Annotated in this window: 18 protein-coding genes; 16 read left to right on the top strand and 2 right to left on the bottom strand. The window is 34.4% G+C overall.

Translation table 11 applies throughout. The features are described 5' to 3' along the window. Positions 1-11 precede the first annotated feature (11 nt). From C8E03_RS05560 to C8E03_RS05570, 3 genes are all read left to right on the top strand, one after another. Positions 12-1,532: a DUF4153 domain-containing protein gene (locus C8E03_RS05560; protein WP_110290523.1), complete on the top strand. Its 1,521-nt coding sequence runs from the start codon at positions 12-14 to the stop codon at positions 1,530-1,532. Positions 1,533-1,691: 159 nt separating this feature from the next. Continuing rightward, positions 1,692-2,507 (top strand): sigma-70 domain-containing protein, encoded by an 816-nt coding sequence (locus C8E03_RS05565; protein ID WP_094375653.1) that lies wholly within the window; start codon positions 1,692-1,694, stop codon positions 2,505-2,507. A gap of 148 nt (positions 2,508-2,655) precedes the next feature. Beyond that, positions 2,656-3,027: a hypothetical protein gene (locus tag C8E03_RS05570; RefSeq protein ID WP_094375652.1), complete on the top strand. Its 372-nt coding sequence runs from the start codon at positions 2,656-2,658 to the stop codon at positions 3,025-3,027. A 103-nt stretch (positions 3,028-3,130) separates the two neighbouring features. On the opposite strand, the gene C8E03_RS05575 is transcribed toward C8E03_RS05570, so the two are convergent. Then, a complete protein-coding gene (locus C8E03_RS05575; RefSeq protein ID WP_094375651.1) occupies positions 3,131-4,453 on the bottom strand; it encodes an HlyC/CorC family transporter in 1,323 nt (440 codons plus the stop codon). 377 nt (positions 4,454-4,830) lie between these two features. On the opposite strand from C8E03_RS05575, the gene hrcA reads away from it, so the two are divergent. The 12 genes from hrcA to thiI all read left to right on the top strand — a co-directional run bounded on the left by hrcA (position 4,831) and on the right by thiI (position 21,171). Continuing rightward, positions 4,831-5,868: a heat-inducible transcriptional repressor HrcA gene (hrcA, locus tag C8E03_RS05580; RefSeq protein ID WP_094379887.1), complete on the top strand. Its 1,038-nt coding sequence runs from the start codon at positions 4,831-4,833 to the stop codon at positions 5,866-5,868. A 51-nt stretch (positions 5,869-5,919) separates the two neighbouring features. After that, positions 5,920-6,579: a nucleotide exchange factor GrpE gene (gene grpE, locus C8E03_RS05585; protein WP_408609910.1), complete on the top strand. Its 660-nt coding sequence runs from the start codon at positions 5,920-5,922 to the stop codon at positions 6,577-6,579. Positions 6,580-6,591: 12 nt separating this feature from the next. Continuing rightward, positions 6,592-8,454, top strand: a complete 1,863-nt coding sequence (gene dnaK, locus C8E03_RS05590; RefSeq protein ID WP_110290524.1) for a molecular chaperone DnaK — start codon at positions 6,592-6,594, stop codon at positions 8,452-8,454. A gap of 171 nt (positions 8,455-8,625) precedes the next feature. Then, positions 8,626-9,807, top strand: coding sequence for a molecular chaperone DnaJ (gene dnaJ / locus C8E03_RS05595; RefSeq protein WP_094379743.1), 1,182 nt, complete (start codon positions 8,626-8,628; stop codon positions 9,805-9,807). A 67-nt stretch (positions 9,808-9,874) separates the two neighbouring features. After that, positions 9,875-10,042 carry a hypothetical protein gene (locus C8E03_RS21885; RefSeq protein WP_170122908.1) on the top strand — a complete coding sequence of 56 codons (168 nt, stop codon included), beginning with the start codon at positions 9,875-9,877 and terminating at the stop codon, positions 10,040-10,042. Then, complete coding sequence (locus C8E03_RS05600; protein ID WP_110290525.1) at positions 10,039-12,345, top strand: glycoside hydrolase family 2 TIM barrel-domain containing protein; 2,307 nt, start codon at positions 10,039-10,041, stop codon at positions 12,343-12,345. The genes C8E03_RS21885 and C8E03_RS05600 overlap by 4 nt, the downstream gene beginning before the upstream one ends. Before the next feature lie 112 nt (positions 12,346-12,457). After that, positions 12,458-14,623: a 1,3-beta-galactosyl-N-acetylhexosamine phosphorylase gene (gene gnpA, locus C8E03_RS05605; RefSeq protein ID WP_094379739.1), complete on the top strand. Its 2,166-nt coding sequence runs from the start codon at positions 12,458-12,460 to the stop codon at positions 14,621-14,623. Positions 14,624-14,779: 156 nt separating this feature from the next. Next, a complete protein-coding gene (locus C8E03_RS05610) occupies positions 14,780-17,089 on the top strand; it encodes a cyclic nucleotide-binding domain-containing protein (protein WP_110290526.1) in 2,310 nt (769 codons plus the stop codon). A 17-nt stretch (positions 17,090-17,106) separates the two neighbouring features. Beyond that, the gene (gene prmA / locus C8E03_RS05615; protein ID WP_094379736.1) at positions 17,107-18,060 is read left to right on the top strand and encodes a 50S ribosomal protein L11 methyltransferase; all 954 of its coding nucleotides are present in this window, start codon (positions 17,107-17,109) and stop codon (positions 18,058-18,060) included. Positions 18,061-18,069: 9 nt separating this feature from the next. Then, entirely contained in the window at positions 18,070-18,807 is a 738-nt protein-coding gene (locus C8E03_RS05620; RefSeq protein ID WP_094379734.1) for a 16S rRNA (uracil(1498)-N(3))-methyltransferase, read from the top strand. Positions 18,808-18,823: 16 nt separating this feature from the next. Continuing rightward, the gene (locus tag C8E03_RS05625; RefSeq protein WP_110290527.1) at positions 18,824-19,978 is read left to right on the top strand and encodes a cysteine desulfurase family protein; all 1,155 of its coding nucleotides are present in this window, start codon (positions 18,824-18,826) and stop codon (positions 19,976-19,978) included. 14 nt (positions 19,979-19,992) lie between these two features. Next, the gene (thiI, locus tag C8E03_RS05630) at positions 19,993-21,171 is read left to right on the top strand and encodes a tRNA uracil 4-sulfurtransferase ThiI (protein WP_094379730.1); all 1,179 of its coding nucleotides are present in this window, start codon (positions 19,993-19,995) and stop codon (positions 21,169-21,171) included. Positions 21,172-21,382: 211 nt separating this feature from the next. Here the strand turns inward: thiI and C8E03_RS05635 are convergent, their stop codons facing one another. Further along, the gene (locus C8E03_RS05635; RefSeq protein WP_094379728.1) at positions 21,383-21,613 is read right to left on the bottom strand and encodes an HPr family phosphocarrier protein; all 231 of its coding nucleotides are present in this window, start codon (positions 21,611-21,613) and stop codon (positions 21,383-21,385) included. Between the two features lie 254 nt (positions 21,614-21,867). Between C8E03_RS05635 and mtaB the strand changes: the two genes are divergently transcribed. Continuing rightward, a complete protein-coding gene (gene mtaB / locus C8E03_RS05640) occupies positions 21,868-23,175 on the top strand; it encodes a tRNA (N(6)-L-threonylcarbamoyladenosine(37)-C(2))-methylthiotransferase MtaB (protein WP_110290528.1) in 1,308 nt (435 codons plus the stop codon). The last annotated feature ends 196 nt before the right edge of the window (positions 23,176-23,371 follow it).

Genomic DNA, 23,371 nt, shown 5'->3' on the forward strand with positions numbered 1-23,371 from the left:
GGGAGGCTATTATGGATAAAACTATAAATCAAACTGATTCAGAAACGGATAAATTACTCATAACGAATTGTGAAGTTGAGACAAATGAGAGAAAGACAATCCAAGAAAATTTTGAGTTTTTTGGATTAACATGTATCCTTTACGCTATATTTTATACCTTTTGTATGTATAAGAATGATGCAGGTATTACAGTGCCCCTTTTACAGGCTGGTACCATATTTTTTTTCTCATTAGTGATTAAAAAATTAGGTAAAAAAATGAAAAAGGATAGGAGCTTTTATATAATAAGTATCATGCTGCTTGGTATATCAATTTGTCTAACGGATGATTTTAGACTTAATGTGTTAAGTAAGCTTGGAATAGCAGTACTATTTATGAGCTTTATGCTGCATCATTTTTACGATGATTCCAAATGGAGTTTAGGTAAATATTTAGAAGCTCTTATCACACTGTGCATTTCAATGCTATTATCTGTGGAATATTCATTTGTAGATGTAGTAGTATCGATAAAATCGAAACAAAAAAAGGGAAATACCCAAATAAGATACATTTTGATAGGAATAGGTATTGCAGTACCGCTGACTTTGATTATTATGATACTGCTTTTAAGTGCAGACCGAATTTTTGCTGCTATAATTGCGAATTTGTTTCATAACTTATTTGCTTTCAAAAGTGTTATATATATAATTCTTATGATTACATTTACTTATATAGTAGTATATTGTTTTATTAATGCATTAGCCAAAAGAAGAATAAACGAGGAGATTACAGATAAAAGAGTACAGGAGCCTATGATAGCAATTACTTTTGCAGGAATCATTTCCGTTATCTATCTCTTATTTTGCGGTATTCAAATTATGGGACTATTTTTTGACCAGTTGAAGCTGCCTGAAAATTATACATATGCGCAATATGCAAGAGAAGGTTTTTTTCAATTACTATTTGTATGTGGAATAAATCTGATTATGGTACTATGCTGTATGGCTTTTTTTAGAGAAAGTAAACTATTAAAGGGGATACTTACTGTTATTTCAGTATGTACATACATTATGACCGCTTCTAGTGCTTATCGGATGATTATTTATATCAGTGTCTATCAACTAACTTTTTTAAGAATTTTGGTGTTATGGTCATTATTCGTCATAGCTTTAATAATGTTTGGTATATTAATTAGTATATACCGAGAGAAGTTTCCTCTTTTTAAATATGGCATGATAGTAGTTACCATATGCTACATTGAGTTAGCGTATAGTCATCCGGACTATATAATAGCAAGCTATAACATGAATACAATCGTAATAAAAGCGCAAGAAGAAAGACAGCAAATAAATTACGAAAATTATGGAGACTTATTCTACTTTACTACACTATCAGCGGACGCGGCCCCTGTATTAGCCAAATACCAAAGTAACCAGCAAGTTAAAGAATATTTCAGTAACCTGAAAAATGATTTAGAAAATCTAAATGTCAGAACATATAATGTCTCCAGATTTATAGCAAAAAAGGTAGCAGCGGACTTAAATAAGCAATAGAATACTAGAAAAAGAACTAGCGCATTTTATGTAAATAACAAAGATAAAATGCGCTTTAACAAGTTGTTTTCTCCCCTTCTTTATGATATGCTTAAATAATATTTAATAAAGAAAAAAAGCAAATAGATAGACATGATATTAAGGAGAAAGATAAGATAGATGAGTGATAAAATTATATTTAGAGAGCTGCTCAATGAAATTGGAGAGTTAGCCATAACACAAGAAAATAAGCTTACAGTAACTGAGATAAAAGAATTTTTTTCAAAAATTTCGTTGAGTAATGAACAAATGGAATTGGTATATAGCTATTTAGAGGCGAATAAGATAGAGATTGAAGGACACATTAGAAGTGATAAAGTTAAGCTTTTTGAAGAAAGTGATTCTGTAAATACGGATGAAATAAAGGAAGAAACAGAAATACAAGATAATAATCAGGAGATGAAGGAAGAAGAAAACGGATACCTTAATATGTATTTAGAAGAACTTGGAGCTATTCCAAATATGAACAATCATGAGAAAATAGATTTATATAGGCAGGTAATACAAGGAGATGCTTTGGCAAAGAGTAAGATGATTCAATTGTATCTGCCAAGAGTAGTTGAATTATCTAAGGCTTATTTAAACAAGGGATTACCACTTAGTGATTTAATTCAAGAAGGAAATATTGGCCTAATGTTAACACTGGACGAGGTTCACAGCCCTTTGAAAGAAGATCAGCTAGAAGATATGTTAAACAATGGAATTAAAATGGCAATTGAAGAAGTATTAGAGGAAGCTGATACAATAAAGATTGCTGATAAACAGATATTAGGCAGGGTAAATTATTTAAACGAAGGAGTAAAGAATTTAGAGGAAGAGTTGGGAAGACCTGTAAGCATAACAGAGCTTGCAAAATATTTGGAAATGTCTGAAGATGCGGTAAGGGATATTGTCAGAATTTCTGACGATGAAATAAAAGTGAAAGAAAATATGTAAAAAAATATGTAAAAAAACAAAACAATTTGTAAACAAAATTAATTTTTTAAAAACATTATAAAGTAAAATTTTCAGACATATTGACAATTTGTGACAAATAATGTATCTTATGAATGAAAGAGTAAAATACATTTTTGGGGTGAAGTACATGGAAGAGAGTTATAAAAGGCAATTAGTTGAAATTGGAATAGAAGTGAAGAACACACTTGAGAGATTTATGAATCGTGAAGATTTGTATGAAAAATTTTTGGTTAAGTTTTTAGACGATAAAAATTTTATATTATTGAAGAAAAATTTAGAGATTAAAAATTATGAAGAAGCTTTTATTAATGCTCATACTTTAAAGGGGGTTACAGCTAATTTAGGTTTGCGTTCTCTATATGACCCATTGGTCTTTCTAGTAGAAGAGCTTAGGCAAAGCAAATTTGAATGTGCAAATTATTTTACTATATTACAAGATAGATATGATGAGCTTTGTAATGTGATTCGAGAAAATTCCAAATTATTGTTAACTAGATAGTTGATTGTGTTTGGAATTGGTAAGATAAAAAGGGGTAACAATTATAAAATTAATTGTTCCCCTTTTTATAATATAAAATAAAAAATGTTAATACCCTTACATATTACTGTTTTGATTCAGTAATCAGAGGTGGCTCTATCATACTTGAATCTAATTCCTCCATATATAATATATTGTCAGGCAGATACATATGAACCTTTTCAATACGCTTTTTATCAACCGTTTCTGCGACTAATCGAATTCCGCTTTCTGTAGTAACCTCTTCCCCAGCTTCGGGAAGATGGTCTAGTAATTCTATAATAATACCGCCGATGGAATCATAATCGTCAGAAGTAATATCAAGACCTAATATATCATTAATATCATCAAGCTTCATAGAGCCTTCTATAATATATTCTCTTTCATTTATTTGTTTTACAAGATCTTCTTCGTCTGTATCATATTCATCTCTGATTTCGCCAACAATTTCTTCCAGTAAATCTTCTAATGTAATAAGACCGGCAGTTGCACCATATTCATCTAGTACAATTGCAAAATTGATTGAGCTTTTTCTCATTTCCATCATAAGTTCTGAAGTCTTTTTGAATTCATATGTAAAATATGGTTCACGTAAAAAATCTCTGATATTAAATTTTGTTTCTGGATTATATAATAGTAAGTCTTTTACATTAATAATACCAATTACATTGTCAGTAGTATCTTCATATACAGGCAGTCGTGTAAATTTCACTTCCTTATATACTGTAATTAATTCAGAATAAGTGCAATTGACATCTAAGAAAGTCATATCAATTCTAGGAACCATGATATCCTTAGCAAGTGAATCACCAAAGTCAACAACATTATATATCATTTTACGCTCTTCTTTTTCAATAACACCATCCTCATGACTGACATCCACAATCGTACGAAGCTCATCTTCTGTTATAATATCACTTCTGATGCTTGCATCAACTCGAAAAAGCTTTAGTACTGCAAAAGACAGCTTGTTTACAAAAAATATAACAGGTGTTAAAACAATTACCAGCATATGAATAATATTTGCATAGGATAATGTTATTTGCTCTGCATGTAATGTAGAGAGCGTTTTAGGTGTAATTTCACCAAAGACAAGTATTAATAATGTAATAACTCCAGTTGCAATACCAACTCCGGTATCTCCCCATAGCTTGATAGCTAAGGTGGTTGCCAGAGAGGAAGCAGTTAAATTTACAATATTATTACCAATAAGTATCGCACTGAGCATTTTGCCTGAGTCATCAATTACTTTTAATATTGTTTTAGCCCGCTTATCGCCATCCTCCATTAAGGTACGGATACGAATCTTGTTGACTGTAGTAAAAGCAGTCTCTGCGGAAGAAAAAAATGCAGACAATAATAAAAGTAATAACAAAATAAATAACTGTGTGGCCTCGCCAGAATCCAAAAAAACCAACTCCTTTAAAATTTATGCAAGTTATGTCTAATTTTCAAAAAATTGACTAACATCGCAATAATTGAATTAAAAATTTACGATTATTCAATTATATAAATAAGAATATACAATAAAATATATATAATTGTCAAGGTTCGAGATAAAATAGGTAGAAAGTACAAGATTTAATACTTTGGAACTCTAGTGTCATTATATTGTGTTAAAAAAAGGGGATATTATTAAAGAGATAAGTATATCAATAAATTTAGAAATTACTATTGACAAAAATAATGATAGGTGTTATTTTAGGTACATAGATGTTAGCACTCTACATGAACGAGTGCTAACAGAGCTAAAAGCTTATGAAATAAAGTTCTTTGCAAAAAGGAGTGAATCGGTTGGAATTAGATGAGAGAAAAGCTAAAATATTACATGCTATCATTAGAAATTACCTTGATACTGGCGAACCAGTAGGTTCAAGAACAATTTCTAAATATTCTGATTTAAATCTAAGCTCAGCAACGATAAGAAATGAAATGTCTGATTTGGAAGAACTTGGTTACATCATTCAGCCTCACACTTCAGCAGGAAGAATTCCGACAGATAAAGGGTATCGATTGTATGTAGATCAGATATTAAAAGAAAAAGACAGAGAAGTTTCAGAAATGAAGGAACTGATGGTTGAAAAAGAAGATAAGATGGAATTGATTCTAAAGCAGATTGTAAAACTGTTGGCGATGAATACCAATTATGCTACCATGATTTCATCTCCAAGGTTTCATAAGAATAAGCTTAAGTTTATACAGCTTTCTCAAGTAGATGAGGAACATATCCTCGCAGTAGTAGTAGTGGAAGGAAATATTATCAAGAACAAGATAATAGACGCCTGCGGACCATTAGATAATGAAACAATATTAAAGTTAAATATTCTTCTAAATTCTAATTTAAATGGGCTTTCAATCGATGAGATTAATCTCAGCGTGATTTCTCAAATGAAAGAAAAAGCAGGTATTCACAGCGGTATTGTAAATTCTGTCTTAGATGCGGTTGCAGAAGCTATTCAGTCGGATGATGATTTAGAAATCTATACGAGTGGTGCAACTAATATTTTTAAATATCCTGAATTAAGTGATTCGGAAAAGGCAAGTGAATTAATTTCTGCATTAGAAGAAAAACAACAGTTAGTCAATTTGGTAACAGAAACATTGGCAGAGGACAATGAAAGAGGAATTCAGGTTTATATAGGAAACGAAACACCAATACAGACAATGAAAGATTGTAGTGTAGTTACTGCTACCTATGAATTGGATGAAGGGGTAAAAGGAACAATAGGCATTATAGGACCAAAAAGAATGGACTATGAAAAAGTGCTGAATACGCTGAAAACATTGATGAAGCAGCTAGATGATATATTTAAGAAGACATAGAAAGGCGGTAGAAAAGTGATAAATAACGAAAAGCAGACGGACGAAATTAATATAGATGAAGAATCTGTTGAAGTAAAGACGACAGAAGATTCTATTCAGACAGAAGAAGCATTAGATGATTTAGCTGAAGGAGCAAAAGAAGAAGTAGAAGTAAAAGAAGAAATAGAAGATGCAGAAGAAGTGGATTCAGAAAAGGAACCTGTGGAAACAGAAAAGGATTCTAACACTCCATCTGAGAAAAAAGGAATTTTTGGCAAGAAGAAAGACAAGAAGGATAAAAAGGATGAGCAGATAGAAGAACTGACAGACCGTTTAAAAAGAACTATGGCAGAGTTTGAAAATTTTAGAAAACGTACTGCCAAGGAAAAGGAGCAAATGTTTGAAGTTGGTGCAAAAACAGTAATTGAAAAGCTTCTTCCCACAGTTGATAATTTTGAAAGAGGTTTGCAGGCCGTTTCGGAAGAAGAAAAGAAATCTTCTTTTGTAGAGGGAATGGATATGGTTTATAAACAGTTATTAAGCTCATTAGAAGAAATCGGTGTAAAGCAGATTGAAGCAGTAGGCAAAGAGTTCGATCCTAATCTTCACAACGCAGTCATGCATGAAGAGAATGAAGAGTTGGGTGAAAATATAGTATCCGATGAATTACAAAAGGGATACATTTATAGAGAAACAGTAGTTAGATATAGTATGGTGAAAGTAGCAAATTAGGAGGCCACAATTATGGGAAAAATAATAGGAATTGACTTAGGAACAACAAATTCATGCGTAGCTGTTATGGAAGGTGGAAAACCAACTGTTATCGCAAATGCAGAAGGTTTTAGAACTACCCCATCGGTAGTTGCATTTTCAAAAACAGGAGAAAGACTAATCGGTGAGCCAGCAAAACGTCAGGCAGTGACCAATGCTGATAAAACGATATCTTCAATTAAAAGACATATGGGAACTGATTTTAAAGTAGTAATCGATGATAAGAAGTACTCTCCACAAGAAATTTCAGCTATGGTACTTCAAAAATTAAAAACAGATGCTGAAAACTATTTAGGTGAAAAGGTTACAGAAGCTGTTATCACAGTGCCAGCTTACTTCAATGATGCTCAAAGACAGGCAACAAAAGATGCTGGTAAAATTGCAGGACTTGATGTAAAACGAATTATCAATGAGCCAACCGCAGCAGCATTAGCATATGGACTTGATAATGAAAAAGAGCAAAAGATTATGGTATACGATTTAGGTGGCGGTACATTTGACGTATCCATTATTGAAATCGGAGATGGAGTTATTGAAGTATTAGCAACCTCTGGTGATAACAAATTAGGTGGAGATGACTTTGATCAAAAAGTTACCGATTATATGTTAGCTGAATTTAAGAAGCAAGAAGGCGTAGACTTATCAACAGATAAGATGGCACTTCAAAGATTAAAGGAAGCAGCAGAAAAAGCAAAAAAAGAATTATCTTCTGCAACAACAACAAATATTAACTTACCATTTATTACTGCAACAGCAGAAGGACCAAAACACTTTGATATGAATCTTACAAGAGCTAAATTTGATGAATTAACACATGATTTAGTTGAAAGAACAACCAAACCGGTTCAAAGCGCATTAAGTGATGCAGGAATATCAGCTTCTGAGCTTAGTAAAGTATTATTAGTTGGTGGTTCTACTCGTACCCCGGCAGTTCAGGACAAAGTTAAACAATTGACAGGACATGAACCTTCAAAGACTTTAAATCCAGACGAATGTGTTGCTCTTGGAGCATCTATTCAGGGTGGTAAATTAGCAGGAGATGCAGGAGCAGGCGAAATATTACTTCTCGATGTTACACCATTGTCTTTATCAATAGAAACAATGGGCGGTATCGCAACGAAGCTGATAGAGAGAAATACAACGATTCCAACAAAGAAGAGCCAGACATTCTCAACAGCAGCAGATAATCAAACAGCAGTTGATATCAATGTAGTTCAAGGTGAAAGACAGTTTGCTAAGGATAATAAATCACTGGGACAATTTAGATTAGATGGTATACCTCCGGCAAGAAGAGGAGTTCCTCAGATAGAAGTAACCTTTGATATTGATGCAAACGGCATTGTTAATGTTTCAGCAAAAGATTTAGGAACCGGTAAAGAACAGCACATTACAATTACTGCTGGCTCGAATATGTCAGACAGTGATATTGACAAGGCTGTAAAGGAAGCTGCTGAATTCGAAGCACAGGATAAAAAACGTAAGGAAGCAATTGACACAAGAAATGATGCAGATTCAATGGTATTCCAGACAGAAAAAGCTTTGGAAGAAGTTGGAGATAAGGTTGATGCAAATGACAAGACAGCTGTTCAGGCTGATTTAACAGCTTTAAAAGAGTTAATTGAAAAGTCAAATCCAGAAGATATGTCAGAAGCTCAAGTTGCAGAAATTAAGGCTGCTAAGGAAAAGTTAATGGAAAGTGCTCAAAAAGTATTTGCAAAGGTATACGAACAGGCACAGCAGGCAGGTGGTGCAGGTCCGGATATGGGAGATGCAGCTAATCAAGGTGCCTCTTATCAAGCAGATGATGTTGTAGATGGAGACTATAAAGAAGTATAAGAAAAGCAGATAAAACTTTACGAAATAGTTATACAATATGGCATCAAATTAGGGACATATTCTTTACAATGTGTCCCTAATAGTGTATAGTAACGTAAGCAGACGGCTTATGTATGATATACTGGAAATTAGTTATAAATGCCTATAATACATAGGTAGATGGAGGTTATTATGGCAGACAAGAGAGATTACTATGAAGTTCTCGGCGTCGATAAAGGTGCAGATGATGCAACAATTAAGAAAGCATATAGAAAATTAGCGAAGCAGTACCATCCAGATATGAATCCGGGAGATGAAGAAGCAGAACACAGATTTAAGGAAGCTTCTGAAGCATATGCAGTACTCAGTGACCCTGAAAAACGTAGACAATACGATCAATTTGGTCATGCTGCATTTGAAGGAGGAGCCGGAGGAGCAGGCGGCTTTGGCGGCTTTGATTTTAGTGGTGATATGGGTGACATATTTGGAGATATATTCGGAGATATATTCGGAGGTGGCAGCAGAGGCAGAAGAACCAATAATGGGCCAATGCAGGGAGCCAGCGTAAGAGCAAGAGTAAATATTACATTTGAAGAAGCTGTGTTTGGTTGTGAGAAAGAATTGAGTATCAACTTAAAGGAAAACTGTCAAACATGTCATGGTACAGGAGCAAAACCTGGCACTAGTCCAACTACCTGTACAAAGTGTGGAGGAAAAGGACAAATTGTATATACCTCACAATCATTATTCGGTACGGTTCGAAATGTTACTACCTGTCCAGACTGTCAGGGAACCGGTAAAATAGTTAAAGATAAATGTAGTGAATGTCACGGAAGTGGATATGTATCAAAAAGAAAAAATATTCAGGTATCAATACCGGCTGGTATCGATAATGGACAGAGCATTCGAATTCGTGAAAAGGGTGAACCGGGTGCAAACGGCGGTCCAAGAGGCGATTTGCTTGTAGAAGTAGTAGTTGCAAGACATCCAATTTTTCAACGTCAAGAATATAACATTTTCTCAACAGCTCCCATTTCATTTGCACAAGCAGCGATTGGTGGTGAAGTTCGCATTAATACAGTGGACGGTGATGTTTTGTATGACGTAAAGCCGGGAACACAGACAGATACGAAAGTCCGGTTAAAGGGAAAGGGCGTTCCATCTCTGCGTAATAAAGCAGCCAGAGGAGATCACTATGTTACATTAGTGGTACAAGTACCGGAGAAGCTTACAGAAGAACAAAAGGATTTACTTAGAAAGTTTGATGCGTCATGCGATAATACGTTAAATTCCTCAAATGGTGCATTTACTACTTCAGAAAAACCTAAGAAAAAGGGTTTTATGGATAAAATAAAAGAAAGCTTTGAAGATTAATAGATATATTTTAAAGGACTGTATGATTTAGATTGTACAGTCTTTTTGTTATAGGAAAAACCTTGTTGTGCATAAAAGCGTCCGTTACGATATAGCAAAGTTACCTATTCTAATTCAAAATGAGTATGATATAATAGCAATAAAAGAATTGATACAGATAATTCACCACATTAAAATTGACGAAGCATATGCTGAAACACAAATTATAATACAAATGATGGGAGCAGAATTATGATAGAGATTAATTTTAATTTAGATTGGAAATTTCATTTTGAAACAGAGAGTAACAAAAAGAGTGAATACCATTTTCGAAAAATAAGTTTGCCTCATGACTTTTCCATCGAATCAGAACGAAGTAAGGATTCAAAGATGAAAGCAAAAGGTGGATTTTTTCAGGGCGGAATTGGAATTTATGAGAAAAAATTCATTCCAAAACCTAATTTAGAGGGAAAAGAAATTTTTCTTTCCATTGACGGAGCTTACATGAACAGCGAGATTTATGTAAACGACAACTTGGTTACCATTCATCATTATGGATATTCAAATTTCTGGGTTAATATATCTTCAGAAATTATGTTTCAAAAAGAAAATTGGATTAAAATCATCATTAACAATGATATGCTGCCAAATTCAAATGGCTACTCAGGTTCAGGCATATTTCGAAATGTATTTCTTTATATTTCTGAAAAGCTGCATATTATTAATGGGGAAACATTTGTTAATACAAAATATTTAGATAATACAAGAGCAGTTATAAATGTAAGCACTAAGGTAAAAAACGAATATACAGATCGTAAAGCTTATGGAATGATTATTACAGAAATAGAAGGAAGAGACAAAAAGCTAATATCAACAGGCAAGAATATAATCTTAGAGCCGGATGAAGTTTTCGATTTTGAAGCCAATCTTACAATTGAGAATCCAGCAATATGGAATATCAATGTAGCGCAGCTTTATACCCTTGTTAACAAAGTAATTATTAATGGGAAAGTAATCGATAAAGCAGAAACCCGATTTGGGATAAGAACTATTGAACTAAGCAGGCAGGAGGGTTTTAAACTTAATGGCAGACCAATGAAATTAAAAGGCTGCTGTATTCATCATGACAATGGACCGATTGGAGCATGCTCCTATCGACAGGCGGAGGTACGAAAGGTAGAGCTACTCAAACAATTGGGATATAATGCAGTGAGAACGGTACATAACCCACCATCAAGGGAATTTCTGGATGCCTGTGACAGGTATGGCATGCTTGTGGTAGAAGAGCTGTTTGATGGCTGGCAGATACGAAGGATGGCACACGATTATCATTTGTATTTTCAGGATGAATATTTAAAATGTGTTTCTGAATGTATTAACCGGGATAAAAATCATCCGTCTGTTATTATGTGGTCTGTTGGTAATGAGTTAGAGGAATCAACAGGGTGTTCGAATGGAGAGACTATTCTTAAAACGATTATTCAACAAATCAGAAAATCAGATTGTGAAAGACCGATTACAAGTGCTAGTCTGACAGAGGAGAATTATCATAGGATTAGTGATAAATTTTTAGATCAATTAGAGGTTGCAGGTTGTCTATATGGAGAAGAGGTATGGGAAAAAGAGAATTTAAAATATCCGGATCGAATTTTATGCCAAATGGCCTCTTATCCTAACAAGATGGCTGAAATCTGGAGTAAAATAGGAAACTTAACCTATATCATAGGAGACTTTTCGTGGACGGGTTTTGACTATCTTGGAGATGCAGGTCTTGGCAGAATACAAAGAGCGGGAGAAAAGCAAGACATGCTAGCGGATTATCCGTATCATATTTCAAATTGCGGTGATTACGATATTTGCGGATTTGTTAAGCCCCAGGGAGAATATCGCAGAGTCATGTGGGGAATGCGCCAAGAGCCGTATATCGGAGTAGAAGACCCACAAAATTATAAAAAATATGGCTCACCAACAAAATGGGGCTGGGAGGATATAGAAAACAGCTGGTCCTTTCCGGGAAAGGAAGGTAAGGAGACTAAGGTTCATATCTATGCTAATGCAGATGAAGCTGAGCTTATCCTAAATGGTAAAACGGTCGAAAGAAAAGAAGTTGGGAGCAAGAGGAGTTATGAAGCAGAATTTGAAGTTATTTATGAAAGTGGGATTTTAGAATGCTTTACATATAAAAATGGAATAAAATCGCATAAGAGCATCCTGGCTACCTGTAAAGCGGCTTATGAGGTAAGACTAATTGCAGACCGGGTGCAAATGAATGGAAACGGAACAGATATTGCATATATAGTATGTGAAATTGTAGATGAGGATGGATGTGTGATACCATATGCTGACAATGCAGTTCATATAACAGTGACTGGTGAGGGTGTTCTATTAGGATCCGGTAATGCACACCCCTGTGCATTGAATCATTATCAGTCGGAAAATCTTAATGTATATAAGGGCAGAGCCTTAATAGTGGTGCGCGGCATGGCACAGGGAGAGATTAGAATTAGAGTGCAGGCAGATAAATTGAAATCAGGTGAGTATATTATCAGCTTATCTTAATTAAGTATAATAAAAAAATAATTGACATTGTGTATCATAATGGTGATAATATTGATAGTTGTTTAGCGTTGAGTAAAGTATTTTAGTTGAGAAAAGGAAAAGGAGTGCGAAAATGGGTTCGAAAGATAGTAAAAACGCAGGCAGTTTCACTTTGCCGGGAGAATTAGGTTACGAAGACTTAACACTTAAAATGGCAAAAAAGTGGGGAGCTGACATAATTAGAGACAGTGATGGTACCATATTATCAGATGAAATATTAAATGCCGGGTATGGGATTTATTCAACAATATGTATCATACGTGACCATAATGAGTGGGCAAGGAAGAATATGGATAAGCTTCAGCAGACATTTTTGATGACTAGTCCAAAAGTTGCCGAAAGTACTGCAATGACAATTGATCTGATGGAAGACTTTTTTAAGGATCAGTTTATGATAAATGCTTCTAAGGAATCAATGAAATATTGGCAGGTATATGATCGTACGAATAATGAAATGTTACCAAGTGATCAATGGAGTTATCATCAAGAAGAGCAGAGTATAACAATCAATCAAATGAAACCTTGGCATAAATACACAGTAAGCTTTATGGCATATCGAATATGGGAAGAAATTTCTATGTACAATCATACAACAAATAACTGGAATAAAGAGCACTTGATGCAGCTTGACCCAAGATATCAAGAAACTCAGGAATTTATGCTTGAATGGATGGATCAGTGGTGCAAAACACATCCAGACACTACTGTAGTGCGATTTACCTCCATGTTTTACAATTTTGTCTGGATTTGGGGCAGCAACAGTCGAAACCAATATTTATATTCAGACTGGGGTTCCTATGATTTTACGGTAAGTCCGCTTGCCTTGGACGAATTTTCAAAACAATACGGATATACTTTGACAGCAGAGGATTTTATTAATAAAGGGAAATTAAATGTAACACACATGCCTGCTAATCAAAAAAAGTTGGATTGGATGAAATTTATTCATGATTTTGTAATTGTATTTGGCAAAAAATTGATTGATGTTGTACATAAATATGGAAAGCAAGCGTATGTTTTTTATGATGACAGTTGGATAGGAATTGAGCCATATAGTAAGAGATTCAAAGAATTTGGCTTTGATGGAATAATTAAATGTGTATTTTCCGGCTTTGAAGCAAGACTATGTGCAGGTGTGGATGTACCTGTTCATGAGTTGAGGCTGCACCCATATTTATTTCCCGTTGGTCTTGGAGGTGCACCTACTTTTATGGAGGGAGGAAATCCAACCCTGGATGCGAAGAAATTTTGGAACAGTATACGCAGAGCGTTGCTTCGAGAACCGGTTGAGAGAATAGGACTTGGGGGATACTTACACCTTGTAGAACCATATCCAAAATTCTGTGACTACATTGAGAAAATAGCAGATGAATTCAGAACAATAAAAGAATTCCACAAGGCAGGAAAGCCGATGACTTTAAAACCTAAAATAGCTATTTTAACAGCATGGGGAAGTCTTCGTTCGTGGACCTTGTCCGGACATTTTCATGAAACCCATATGCACGAATTAATTCATATAAATGAAAGCTTGTCAGGCAGTCCGTTTGAGGTTATGTTTATCAGCTTCGAGGATGTGAAACAGGGTGCACTAAAACAAGCAGATGTAGTAATCAATGCAGGATTTGCAGGCTCAGCCTGGAGCGGAGCACAACATTGGAAAGAGGAAGAAATCGTTTCAATTATTACGGAATGGGTACATGACGGCGGAGCCTTTATCGGAGTCAATGAACCATCTGCACTAGACGGCTACGATACCTACTTTAGAATGTCCCATATCCTTGGTGTGGACATGGACAATGGTGCAAGAGTATGCCATGGCAAATGGGAATTGAATGAACAGCAGATTAGCGGATTAATTGTAAAAGGAAGCACATTCAAATCAAAGGAACATATTTATTTAACAGACAACAAAACGAAAGTGTTGGCTCAAATAAATGAACTGCCAGTTTTAACTTCTTATGATTTTGGTAGGGGAAGAGGTATTTATATGTCCTCCTTTGAAACAAATCTTGCCAATACAAGGACACTAATTAATATTATTTTATATGCTTGCAAGGAGAAACTTTTGCAGGAGTATATGACAGACAATGCAAAGACAGAATGCGCTTATTATCCGGAAAGCAAAACGCTTGTGGTAATTAATAACAGTGAAGAAAAGCAAAGTACCGGCATTTTAACCGAAAAGGGAAAAGTTGAATTAGAAATAAAAGCGTATGACACAATTATGATTGGTTTATAAAGAGTGAGAACTTTTGAACTATTGTTTATCTAATTAATAGATGCTATAATAAACCCATATCAACCAAGTTTATATGGGTTTATTCCCATTATCGATTCGAATAAATTGACAGAACTTAAATACAAGGATGTATATGAACAGAAAGGGAGACAAAGGATGGGGAGATTACAACAACCAATGATGACAAGAAAATTGGAACAAGGAGCTGTTATTTACTCGGAAGGCAGTACAATAAAAGAAATTAGTATTATTGTAAAAGGCAGTGTAAAAGCGAGTGGTAACTATGGAGAAAATATCATAAATACAGGGAATGTAATTGGTATTTTAGATTTAGGTACAGGTAGATATTTATATAATTATATTGCGAATGAAGAAACATTAATTTGCTATTTTCAAATAGAAACCGTAGAAGATGTGTGTAATGTTATGGCGGCAGATGCATCCTATCCGGGAATGATTATAAGTTCTCTTGGCAAGCAGATGATTAGTTTAGCAGGAGAATTTGAAAAGCTAAAAGGCTTAAGTGAAGAGATATATAATTTCGTAAACGAAGAGTATGCAGAGTATAAAAATGTTTGCGAGGGGTATCATAAGGAATCAGCCACTATAAAGCGTATTGAAGCCCTGGAAGAAATTGATGAGGACAGTATTATAGTAACTTCCGATTTGGATTACTATGTGAACCTTGATTTAATACCATTAGAAACAAAAAAGAAATTCTATGCCTCAAACGAATATGTTATGATGACTGAAATTAAAAGGATTCAGGAATATGCATTTGAGATTACAGAGGCTTATGAAATTGTCATAGCATATGTTAATAGGGTAAAGGATGCACTTTTTGCAAAGGATGAAGACAATTTATTTATGAGACTTGCAGAGCTTGCATTTTTAATCAATGAATCAAATGGAGATATTGCTCTGATTTGGTCAAGAATAAAAAATATAGCGGACTTCGTAACGAATGAAAAATGCATTGAGCAATCTGCACTACCGGTTTTAGTTGGACACTTTAAAACAAAAATTAAAGTAGGAGCCGATCTAGATGATGAACAATCTAATTTAACAAGGCAGTATACCCTTGATCAAATTAAGGGAGCCCGAATTTTAGCCAAGAATTCTCTAGATACTATATTGGATTATTCTGAAATTGATAAGGAAAAAGGAGATAAATTCAAACAATATTTAACGGTTTATAATTCTCTTCCTGATAAATTCGCAACAACGGATGAAGTGGACAAGCTAAGGAAGGCTATAACAAAACTGTTCTATGAGATATATGAATTAGTATTTTTTAAGTCAGAAGAGACGAATGTTGCGGAGCCTATAATTGATATGTTCTTAAATTATGGGTATGTCGATGAACGCTTTGTAACGGAAAGCCAACTATTGCAATTAATCTATTACAAACGTGATGACACAAAAAGTGAATATCCTATTTACTCGATGAAAGAGTGGCTTCAGGAGATTTACCATGGAAAGGCTGAACCTTCCAAAAACGAATTTGATTTAGATTATATTGGAGTTTTACGTGAGAAAAAGAAAACGCATCATGTATCAGAGGCAGAAGAAAAGGCATATATGAGTGATATAGATGGCAGAGTAAGATTTGAAATAACCAATATGTTTAGGGTAGCAAACAGAGTCACAAGTGGTAAGGTGTTAACCTTTTGCCCTGTTCTTCATAAAGATTTGATTGTTGGCAGCATTGACAAATTTATTCAGCAGAAAGCCTCTATCGAAAAAGCTTACGAGGAACTTCAAAAAATTGATTATTCACTTTTTTATCGAACAATATTATATCATGATTCAAGCAAAGGAATTACAAAAGAGTATGTGGAGAAGAAAGTTTTACCAATTACCATATTAATGCCTAATGTGGGAACAAAAGGGACTATGTGGCAAGAGACATCAGGCGTTAAGAAGGATACACCAGCTAGATTTGCGTTACCGATTCTGAGCAAAGAAACACCGGAAGATTTACTAATTCATGTAGTAGGTCGTTATAGATGGGAAATATGCAGAAATATCCAAGGTGTTTATTGGAGTGATATTACAGAGAAATCATTAACTTCAGAATATTATGATTACATTCAATTTTATAAGAAAAATAGAGACATATCAGTTCAGGTAAAAGAAAAAATCCGTAATGAAATAGCAAAAGCAAGAAATAATTACAGAGAGGTCTTTGTACAGGATTATATTCAATGGATTAAGTATGAGGCAAAAGGAGCGTCTAGACTGAATAAAGTTGCAAGAACAATATTGATGACCTACTGTCCATTTACAAAAGAAATAAGAAGTGATTTGGCTAATTTTCCAGCTTTTTCAGACTTGATAGAAAAGTATGAGCTTCAGCTTGCAGCAAAGATTAAGAAAATAGAAAATTCATATGTTTCAATTCGAAACAGTGGGGGTAAAATAACAAAGGAATTAGAAGATAATTTGGAATTTTATAAACAATAAATAACGAGGTGCGCGCATTGAAATGGAATAAATATACATTAAAAACGATTACTGAGGCAGAGGACATAATAAGTAGTACATTGATGGACTTAGGAGTAGAGGGAGTCGAAATTGAGGACAAGGTTCCGTTATCAGAATCAGATAAGAAGCAGATGTTTGTGGATATATTACCGGACATTGAGCCTGATGACAATATAGCATATATCAGTTTTTATATTGACAGCGAGGTGGACGCCAGTGAACTTTTGGAAAATGTGAAAACAGAACTAAAAGAGCTTTCTAATCTTATGGACATTGGAGAATGCAGTATTGTTTCTTCTCAGACAGAGGATAAGGACTGGATCAATAACTGGAAGCAGTATTTTAAGCAGTTTACGGTAGATGATATTTTGATTAAACCTTCTTGGGAGGAGGTAAAGCCGGAGGATCATGAAAAGCTGATGATTCAAATTGATCCGGGAACGGCGTTTGGAACCGGAATGCATGAGACTACTCAACTTTGTATCAGACAGCTAAAGAAATACATTACAAAAACAACAAAATTACTGGATGTAGGCTGCGGCAGCGGTATTTTGTCCATTGTTTCCTTAAAGCTTGGTGCAGATCATGCTCTTGGACTTGATATTGATCCAAATGCTATTAATGCTTCAAAAGAAAATGCACAGGTAAATCACATACCTGATGAGAAATTCAATGTACAAATAGGCAATATATTGGAGGACGGTGAGCTTCAAGGGTCAATTGGAATAGAAAAGTATGATATTGTAGTTGCCAATATTTTAGCAGATGTTTTGATTTCACTAACTCCGATTATATTAAAAAATTTAAAAACGGGTGGTTATTATATTACTTCCGGCATTATAGATATGAAAGAAGAGGCAGTTGTTACGGCAGTGAACAAGAGTGGACTTGAAGTGGTAGAAGTCACATATCAGGGTGAATGGGTATCCGTAACGGCAAGGAAAAAATAGGTAAATAACATGCATCATTTTTTTGTAAATCAAGACCAAATCGAAGAAAATATAATTAGTATTATCGGTTCAGATGTAAATCATATCAAAAATGTTCTTCGTATGAAAATCAACGAGCAGGTATTAATCAGTAATGGCAGGGACAAGGATTATTTATGCAGTATAGACCAAATAACATGTGATGAGGTTATATTACAAATCATATCCGTCTATGAAGAGAAGACAGAGCTTCCAGCTAAAATATATTTATTTCAGGGTTTGCCAAAATCGGACAAAATGGAACTGATTATTCAGAAAGCTGTAGAATTGGGAGTATATGAGATAATCCCCGTAGCCATGAAGAATTCTGTCGTAAAGCTAGATGAGAAAAAGGCAGAGAATAAGATAAAAAGATGGCAGACAATCTCTGAAAGTGCAGCAAAGCAATCCAAGAGAATGCTGATACCAAAAGTTGAGCAAGTTATGACTTTTAAAGAAGCACTTGATTATGCAAGAGCTTTTGAGTATAATTTAATACCATATGAGAATGCAAGGGGGATGCAAGAAACCAAAGAATTGATTGGATCTTTAAGACCCAATTCCTCTATTGGAGTATTCATAGGTCCAGAAGGCGGATTTGATAATGCTGAAATAGAGCTTGCTTTAAGCAGAAATATGAAGTGTATCACTTTGGGAAAAAGAATTTTGAGAACTGAAACAGCAGGGCTTGCAGCTCTGTCTGTTATTATGTTTCAATTAGAAAAGTAAGGATTGGAGAATCATCGTGGAATGTTATTTAGACAATTCAGCAACTACAAAATGCTTTGAAGAGGTTAAGAATTTAGTAGCCGATGTAATGACGAAAGATTATGGAAATCCTTCGTCTATGCATAGAAAAGGTGTAGAGGCTGAAAAATTTATGAAGCAGGCAAAAGAAATAATTGCTGCAAACCTAAAAGTGAACGAAAAGGAGATATTCTTTACATCTGGTGGAACAGAATCCAATAATTTGGCAATTATTGGTGCGGCGATGGCAAATATGCGTGCGGGAAAACATCTAATTACTTCTGCAATTGAGCATCCATCCGTAATGAATGCAATGAAATATTTAGAAGAACAAGGATTTTTGGTTACTTACCTGCCAGTGGATCATAACGGGATTATTGATTTAGAAAAGTTAAAGGAAGCACTTTGCGATGAAACTATATTAGTATCCATTATGTATGTGAATAATGAAATAGGTGCAGCTTCACCGGTAGAGGAAACAGCACAGTTAATAAAAAAATTTAATCCCAATATTCTATATCATGTAGATGCAATACAGGCGTTTGGAAAATACCGTATTTTGCCGAAGCGGCAAGGCATAGATATGTTATCCATAAGCGGACATAAAATTAATGGTCCCAAAGGCGTCGGTGTCTTATATGTAAATGAAAAGGTAAAAATAAGACCGATTATATTTGGCGGAGGACAGCAAAAGGGAATGCGTTCAGGGACAGAAAATGTACCCGGGGTGGCAGGCATTGGTTTGGCTGTTCAATTAAGCTACTGTGATTTTAATGAAAAGATAGAATGTTTATATGAATTAAAACAGTATTTTATCGAAGAAATCGGTAAGATAGAAGGTACAACCATTAATGGAAAGACAGATAGAAAGAGTGCTCCTCATATTATTAGTGTAAGCTTTGATGACGTAAAAAGTGAGGTTTTATTACATGCACTGGAAAGTAAATGCATTTATGTGTCAGCAGGCTCTGCATGTGCATCCAATAAGCCTGCCGTAAGTCAAACCTTAAAGGCAATCGGAGTAAAAAAGGAGCTTTTGGATTCGACAGTCAGATTCAGCTTTTCGTTTGAGACAACAAAGGAGGAGCTTACTTATTGTTTGGAAGCTCTAAAGGAAATTTTACCAAAATTAAGATTATATAAAAGACACTGATTTGGAGGAAATATATGTTTCAATCGTTTTTAATTAAATACGGAGAAATTGGTATCAAAGGAAAAAATAGATTCTTGTTTGAGGATGCCTTAGTAAAGCAGATTAAGCATGCTCTTAAAAATGTGGATGGCGAATTCGAGGTATTCAAGCAGCAGGGAAGAATATATGCAGAGGCAATAGGTGAATTTGATTATGAAGAAGCAATTGAGGCATTGAAAAAAGTATTTGGTATTGTAGGAATTTGTCCAGTTGTACATGTGGAAGATGAAGGCTTTGAAATGCTTTCTCAGGCAGTTACTGAATATATGAAAAAGGCACATCCCGAATTAAATCAGACCTTTAAGGTGAATGCTCGTCGTGCCAGAAAGAATTATCCACTTGATTCTATGCAAATTAATTGTAGTATGGGAGAAAAGCTTTTAGAGGCATTCCCGGATATGAAAGTGGATGTCCATAACCCTGATATCATGTTGAATATTGAGATACGTGAGAAGATTTATATCTATTCACAAATTATTCCGGGACCGGGAGGAATGCCAGTTGGAACGAATGGTAAGGCAATGCTGTTGCTATCAGGCGGCATTGATAGTCCCGTGGCCGGCTATATGGTGTCAAAGCGTGGTGTCAAAATCGATGCTATTTATTTTCATGCACCGCCGTATACAAGTGAAAGAGCAAAACAAAAAGTAGTGGATTTAGCTAAATTGGTAGCAGTATATTCAGGACCGATTTATCTGCATGTAATTAATTTTACGGATATACAATTGTATATTTATGAAAAATGTCCACATGAAGAGCTGACGATTATTATGAGACGATATATGATGAGAATAGCAGAGCATATTGCCAAGGAAACAGGCTCATTAGGCTTGATTACGGGTGAAAGCATAGGACAGGTAGCAAGTCAGACGATGCAAAGCCTTGCGGCAACTAACGAAGTATGTACGATGCCTGTGATTCGTCCTGTTATTAGCTTCGACAAGCAAGATATTGTGGATATATCACAAAAGATCAATACTTATGAAACATCAATTTTACCATTTGAAGATTGCTGTACTATATTTGTAGCCAAACATCCGGTGACAAAGCCAAATATAAATATTATTAAACGTTCAGAAAAAAATCTGGAAGAAAAAATTGATGAATTAATAGAAACAGCGATTCGAACAGATGAAGTGATTATATGCGATTAAGTATAATATAAAGAATGAAAAAAAGCAGTTACTTGATTCCTGTTAGGAGCGGTAACTGCATTTAAAGTAAAGCTTAGATGATCTATTTTAGACAGATATGACTCCAGGCGGAGTATTTATTATATAGGTATAATATAACCTATAGACAAAAAATAGAAAACCCGATAAACGTGTTTTCTATAAAGTTTCATTTGAATGGTAACCTTATCGATTAGATTAAATAAGGTTTAAGCACTGCTAAGATGGTATCAATTTCATCTTCGGCATGAATGTTTAAATCAATAGGTTTTGATAAATCTAAACTAAAAATTCCCATAATTGATTTTGCATCAATTACATATCTTCCTGAAACTAAGTCAAAATCATAATCAAATTTAGTAATTTCATTAACAAATGATTTAACTTTATCGATAGAATTTAAAGAAATTTGAACTGTCTTCATCTTTAAAACCTCCCTTGTGTTTTGATATCTTTATCTTACATTTATGGAAAATAAAAGTCAAGATGCAATTGTCATAAACGTTACATTTGACGGAATTTTCATGTTTTGAACAAAAATATTTTGAATATATGTGCAATGAGGATATAATAAAACTATATCTGGCAGGAATTTAATAAATATATAACAGATGTAGGACAAAGCGTACAATGGGACAAAAGCAATTTTGTATAACATTTTAGAAGAGGAGAAAAACTATGAAGAAAGCGGCTTTACACAATTTAGGATGTAAGGTGAATGCTTACGAAACTGAAGCAATGCAGCAGATGCTAGAACAAAATGGTTATGAGATAGTAGACTTCACCGAGATAGCTGATGTATACATTATTAATACATGTACAGTGACAAATATAGCGGATCGGAAGTCAAGGCAAATGCTACATAGAGCTAAGAAAATGAATCAAGATGCAATAGTTGTTGCAACGGGTTGTTATGCTCAGGCATCAAAGGAGCAGATTGAGTTAGATGATTGCGTTGATATCATTGTAGGTAACAATAAAAAGAAGGATATTGTTGCAATCTTAGAGGAATATAAAAATAGCTTTAATCTTTCACATGTTATTGATATTAATCACACCAATGAATACGAGGAACTGGAGCTTGCAAGCTCTTTGGAACATACTAGAGCTATCATTAAGGTACAAGATGGATGTAATCAGTTTTGCAGCTATTGTATTATACCATTTGCAAGGGGCAGGGTAAGAAGTCGTAAAAGTGAAAGCGTAATCAGTGAAATAACAAGATTGGCGGATAAGGGCTTTAAAGAGGTTGTACTGACAGGCATTCATTTAAGTTCCTACGGCGTGGATTTAGAAAATGAAACGCTATTATCACTGATTGTGGCAGTAAGTAAGATAGAAGGAATCAAACGGATTCGTTTAGGCTCATTAGAGCCAAGAATTGTAACTGAGGAATTTACTAAGACAATAGCAGGTATTAATAAAATGTGTCCACATTTTCATCTTTCACTGCAAAGTGGCTGCAATGAGACACTAAAGCGTATGAATCGAAGATACAGTGCAGAAGAATATTATGAAAAATGTTGTCTGCTTCGTAAATATTTTCATCATCCTGCCATTACAACAGATGTTATCGTAGGTTTTCCGGGCGAAACAGAGGAAGAATTTTTAAAAACGAAAGAATTTATCTCAAAAGCTGGTTTTTATGAGATTCATGTATTTAAGTACTCAAAGAGACAGGGAACCAAGGCGGCAGAGATGGAAAATCAAGTTTCTGAACAGATTAAAAATAAGCGAAGTCAGGAACTTTTAGATATAACAGCCAAGCAGTCAGAAGAATATGTAAATTCACAGATTGGTAAGGAATTAGAGGTTCTTGTTGAGGAAAAGGTAAATATTGACAAAATGCAGTATTATGTAGGACATAGCAAGGAATATATCAAAACACTTATATCAAGTGAAAAAGATATAAAAAATCAAGTGATTCAATGTATTGGAAAAAACTTAATTGAAAATAATTTGATAGTTGCAAAGATGAAAGAATAAAGAGAGTAAGTAATTTCTAAATATTTACAATAATGTTTACTGATGATATACTTAGTCGGGGGAAGGAGTTATATGAATAAAAACATAATTATAAAGATAAAGGAAGAAAGTATCAATATAAGTGAAAACATAAAATAAACTCATTGAATTTTATTTAGAATTATATTAGAATAGATGTAAAGACTAATTAAGGGCG

This window comes from Lachnotalea glycerini (assembly GCF_003201285.1).
GTDB classification, from domain to species: domain Bacteria; phylum Bacillota; class Clostridia; order Lachnospirales; family Lachnospiraceae; genus Lachnotalea; species Lachnotalea glycerini.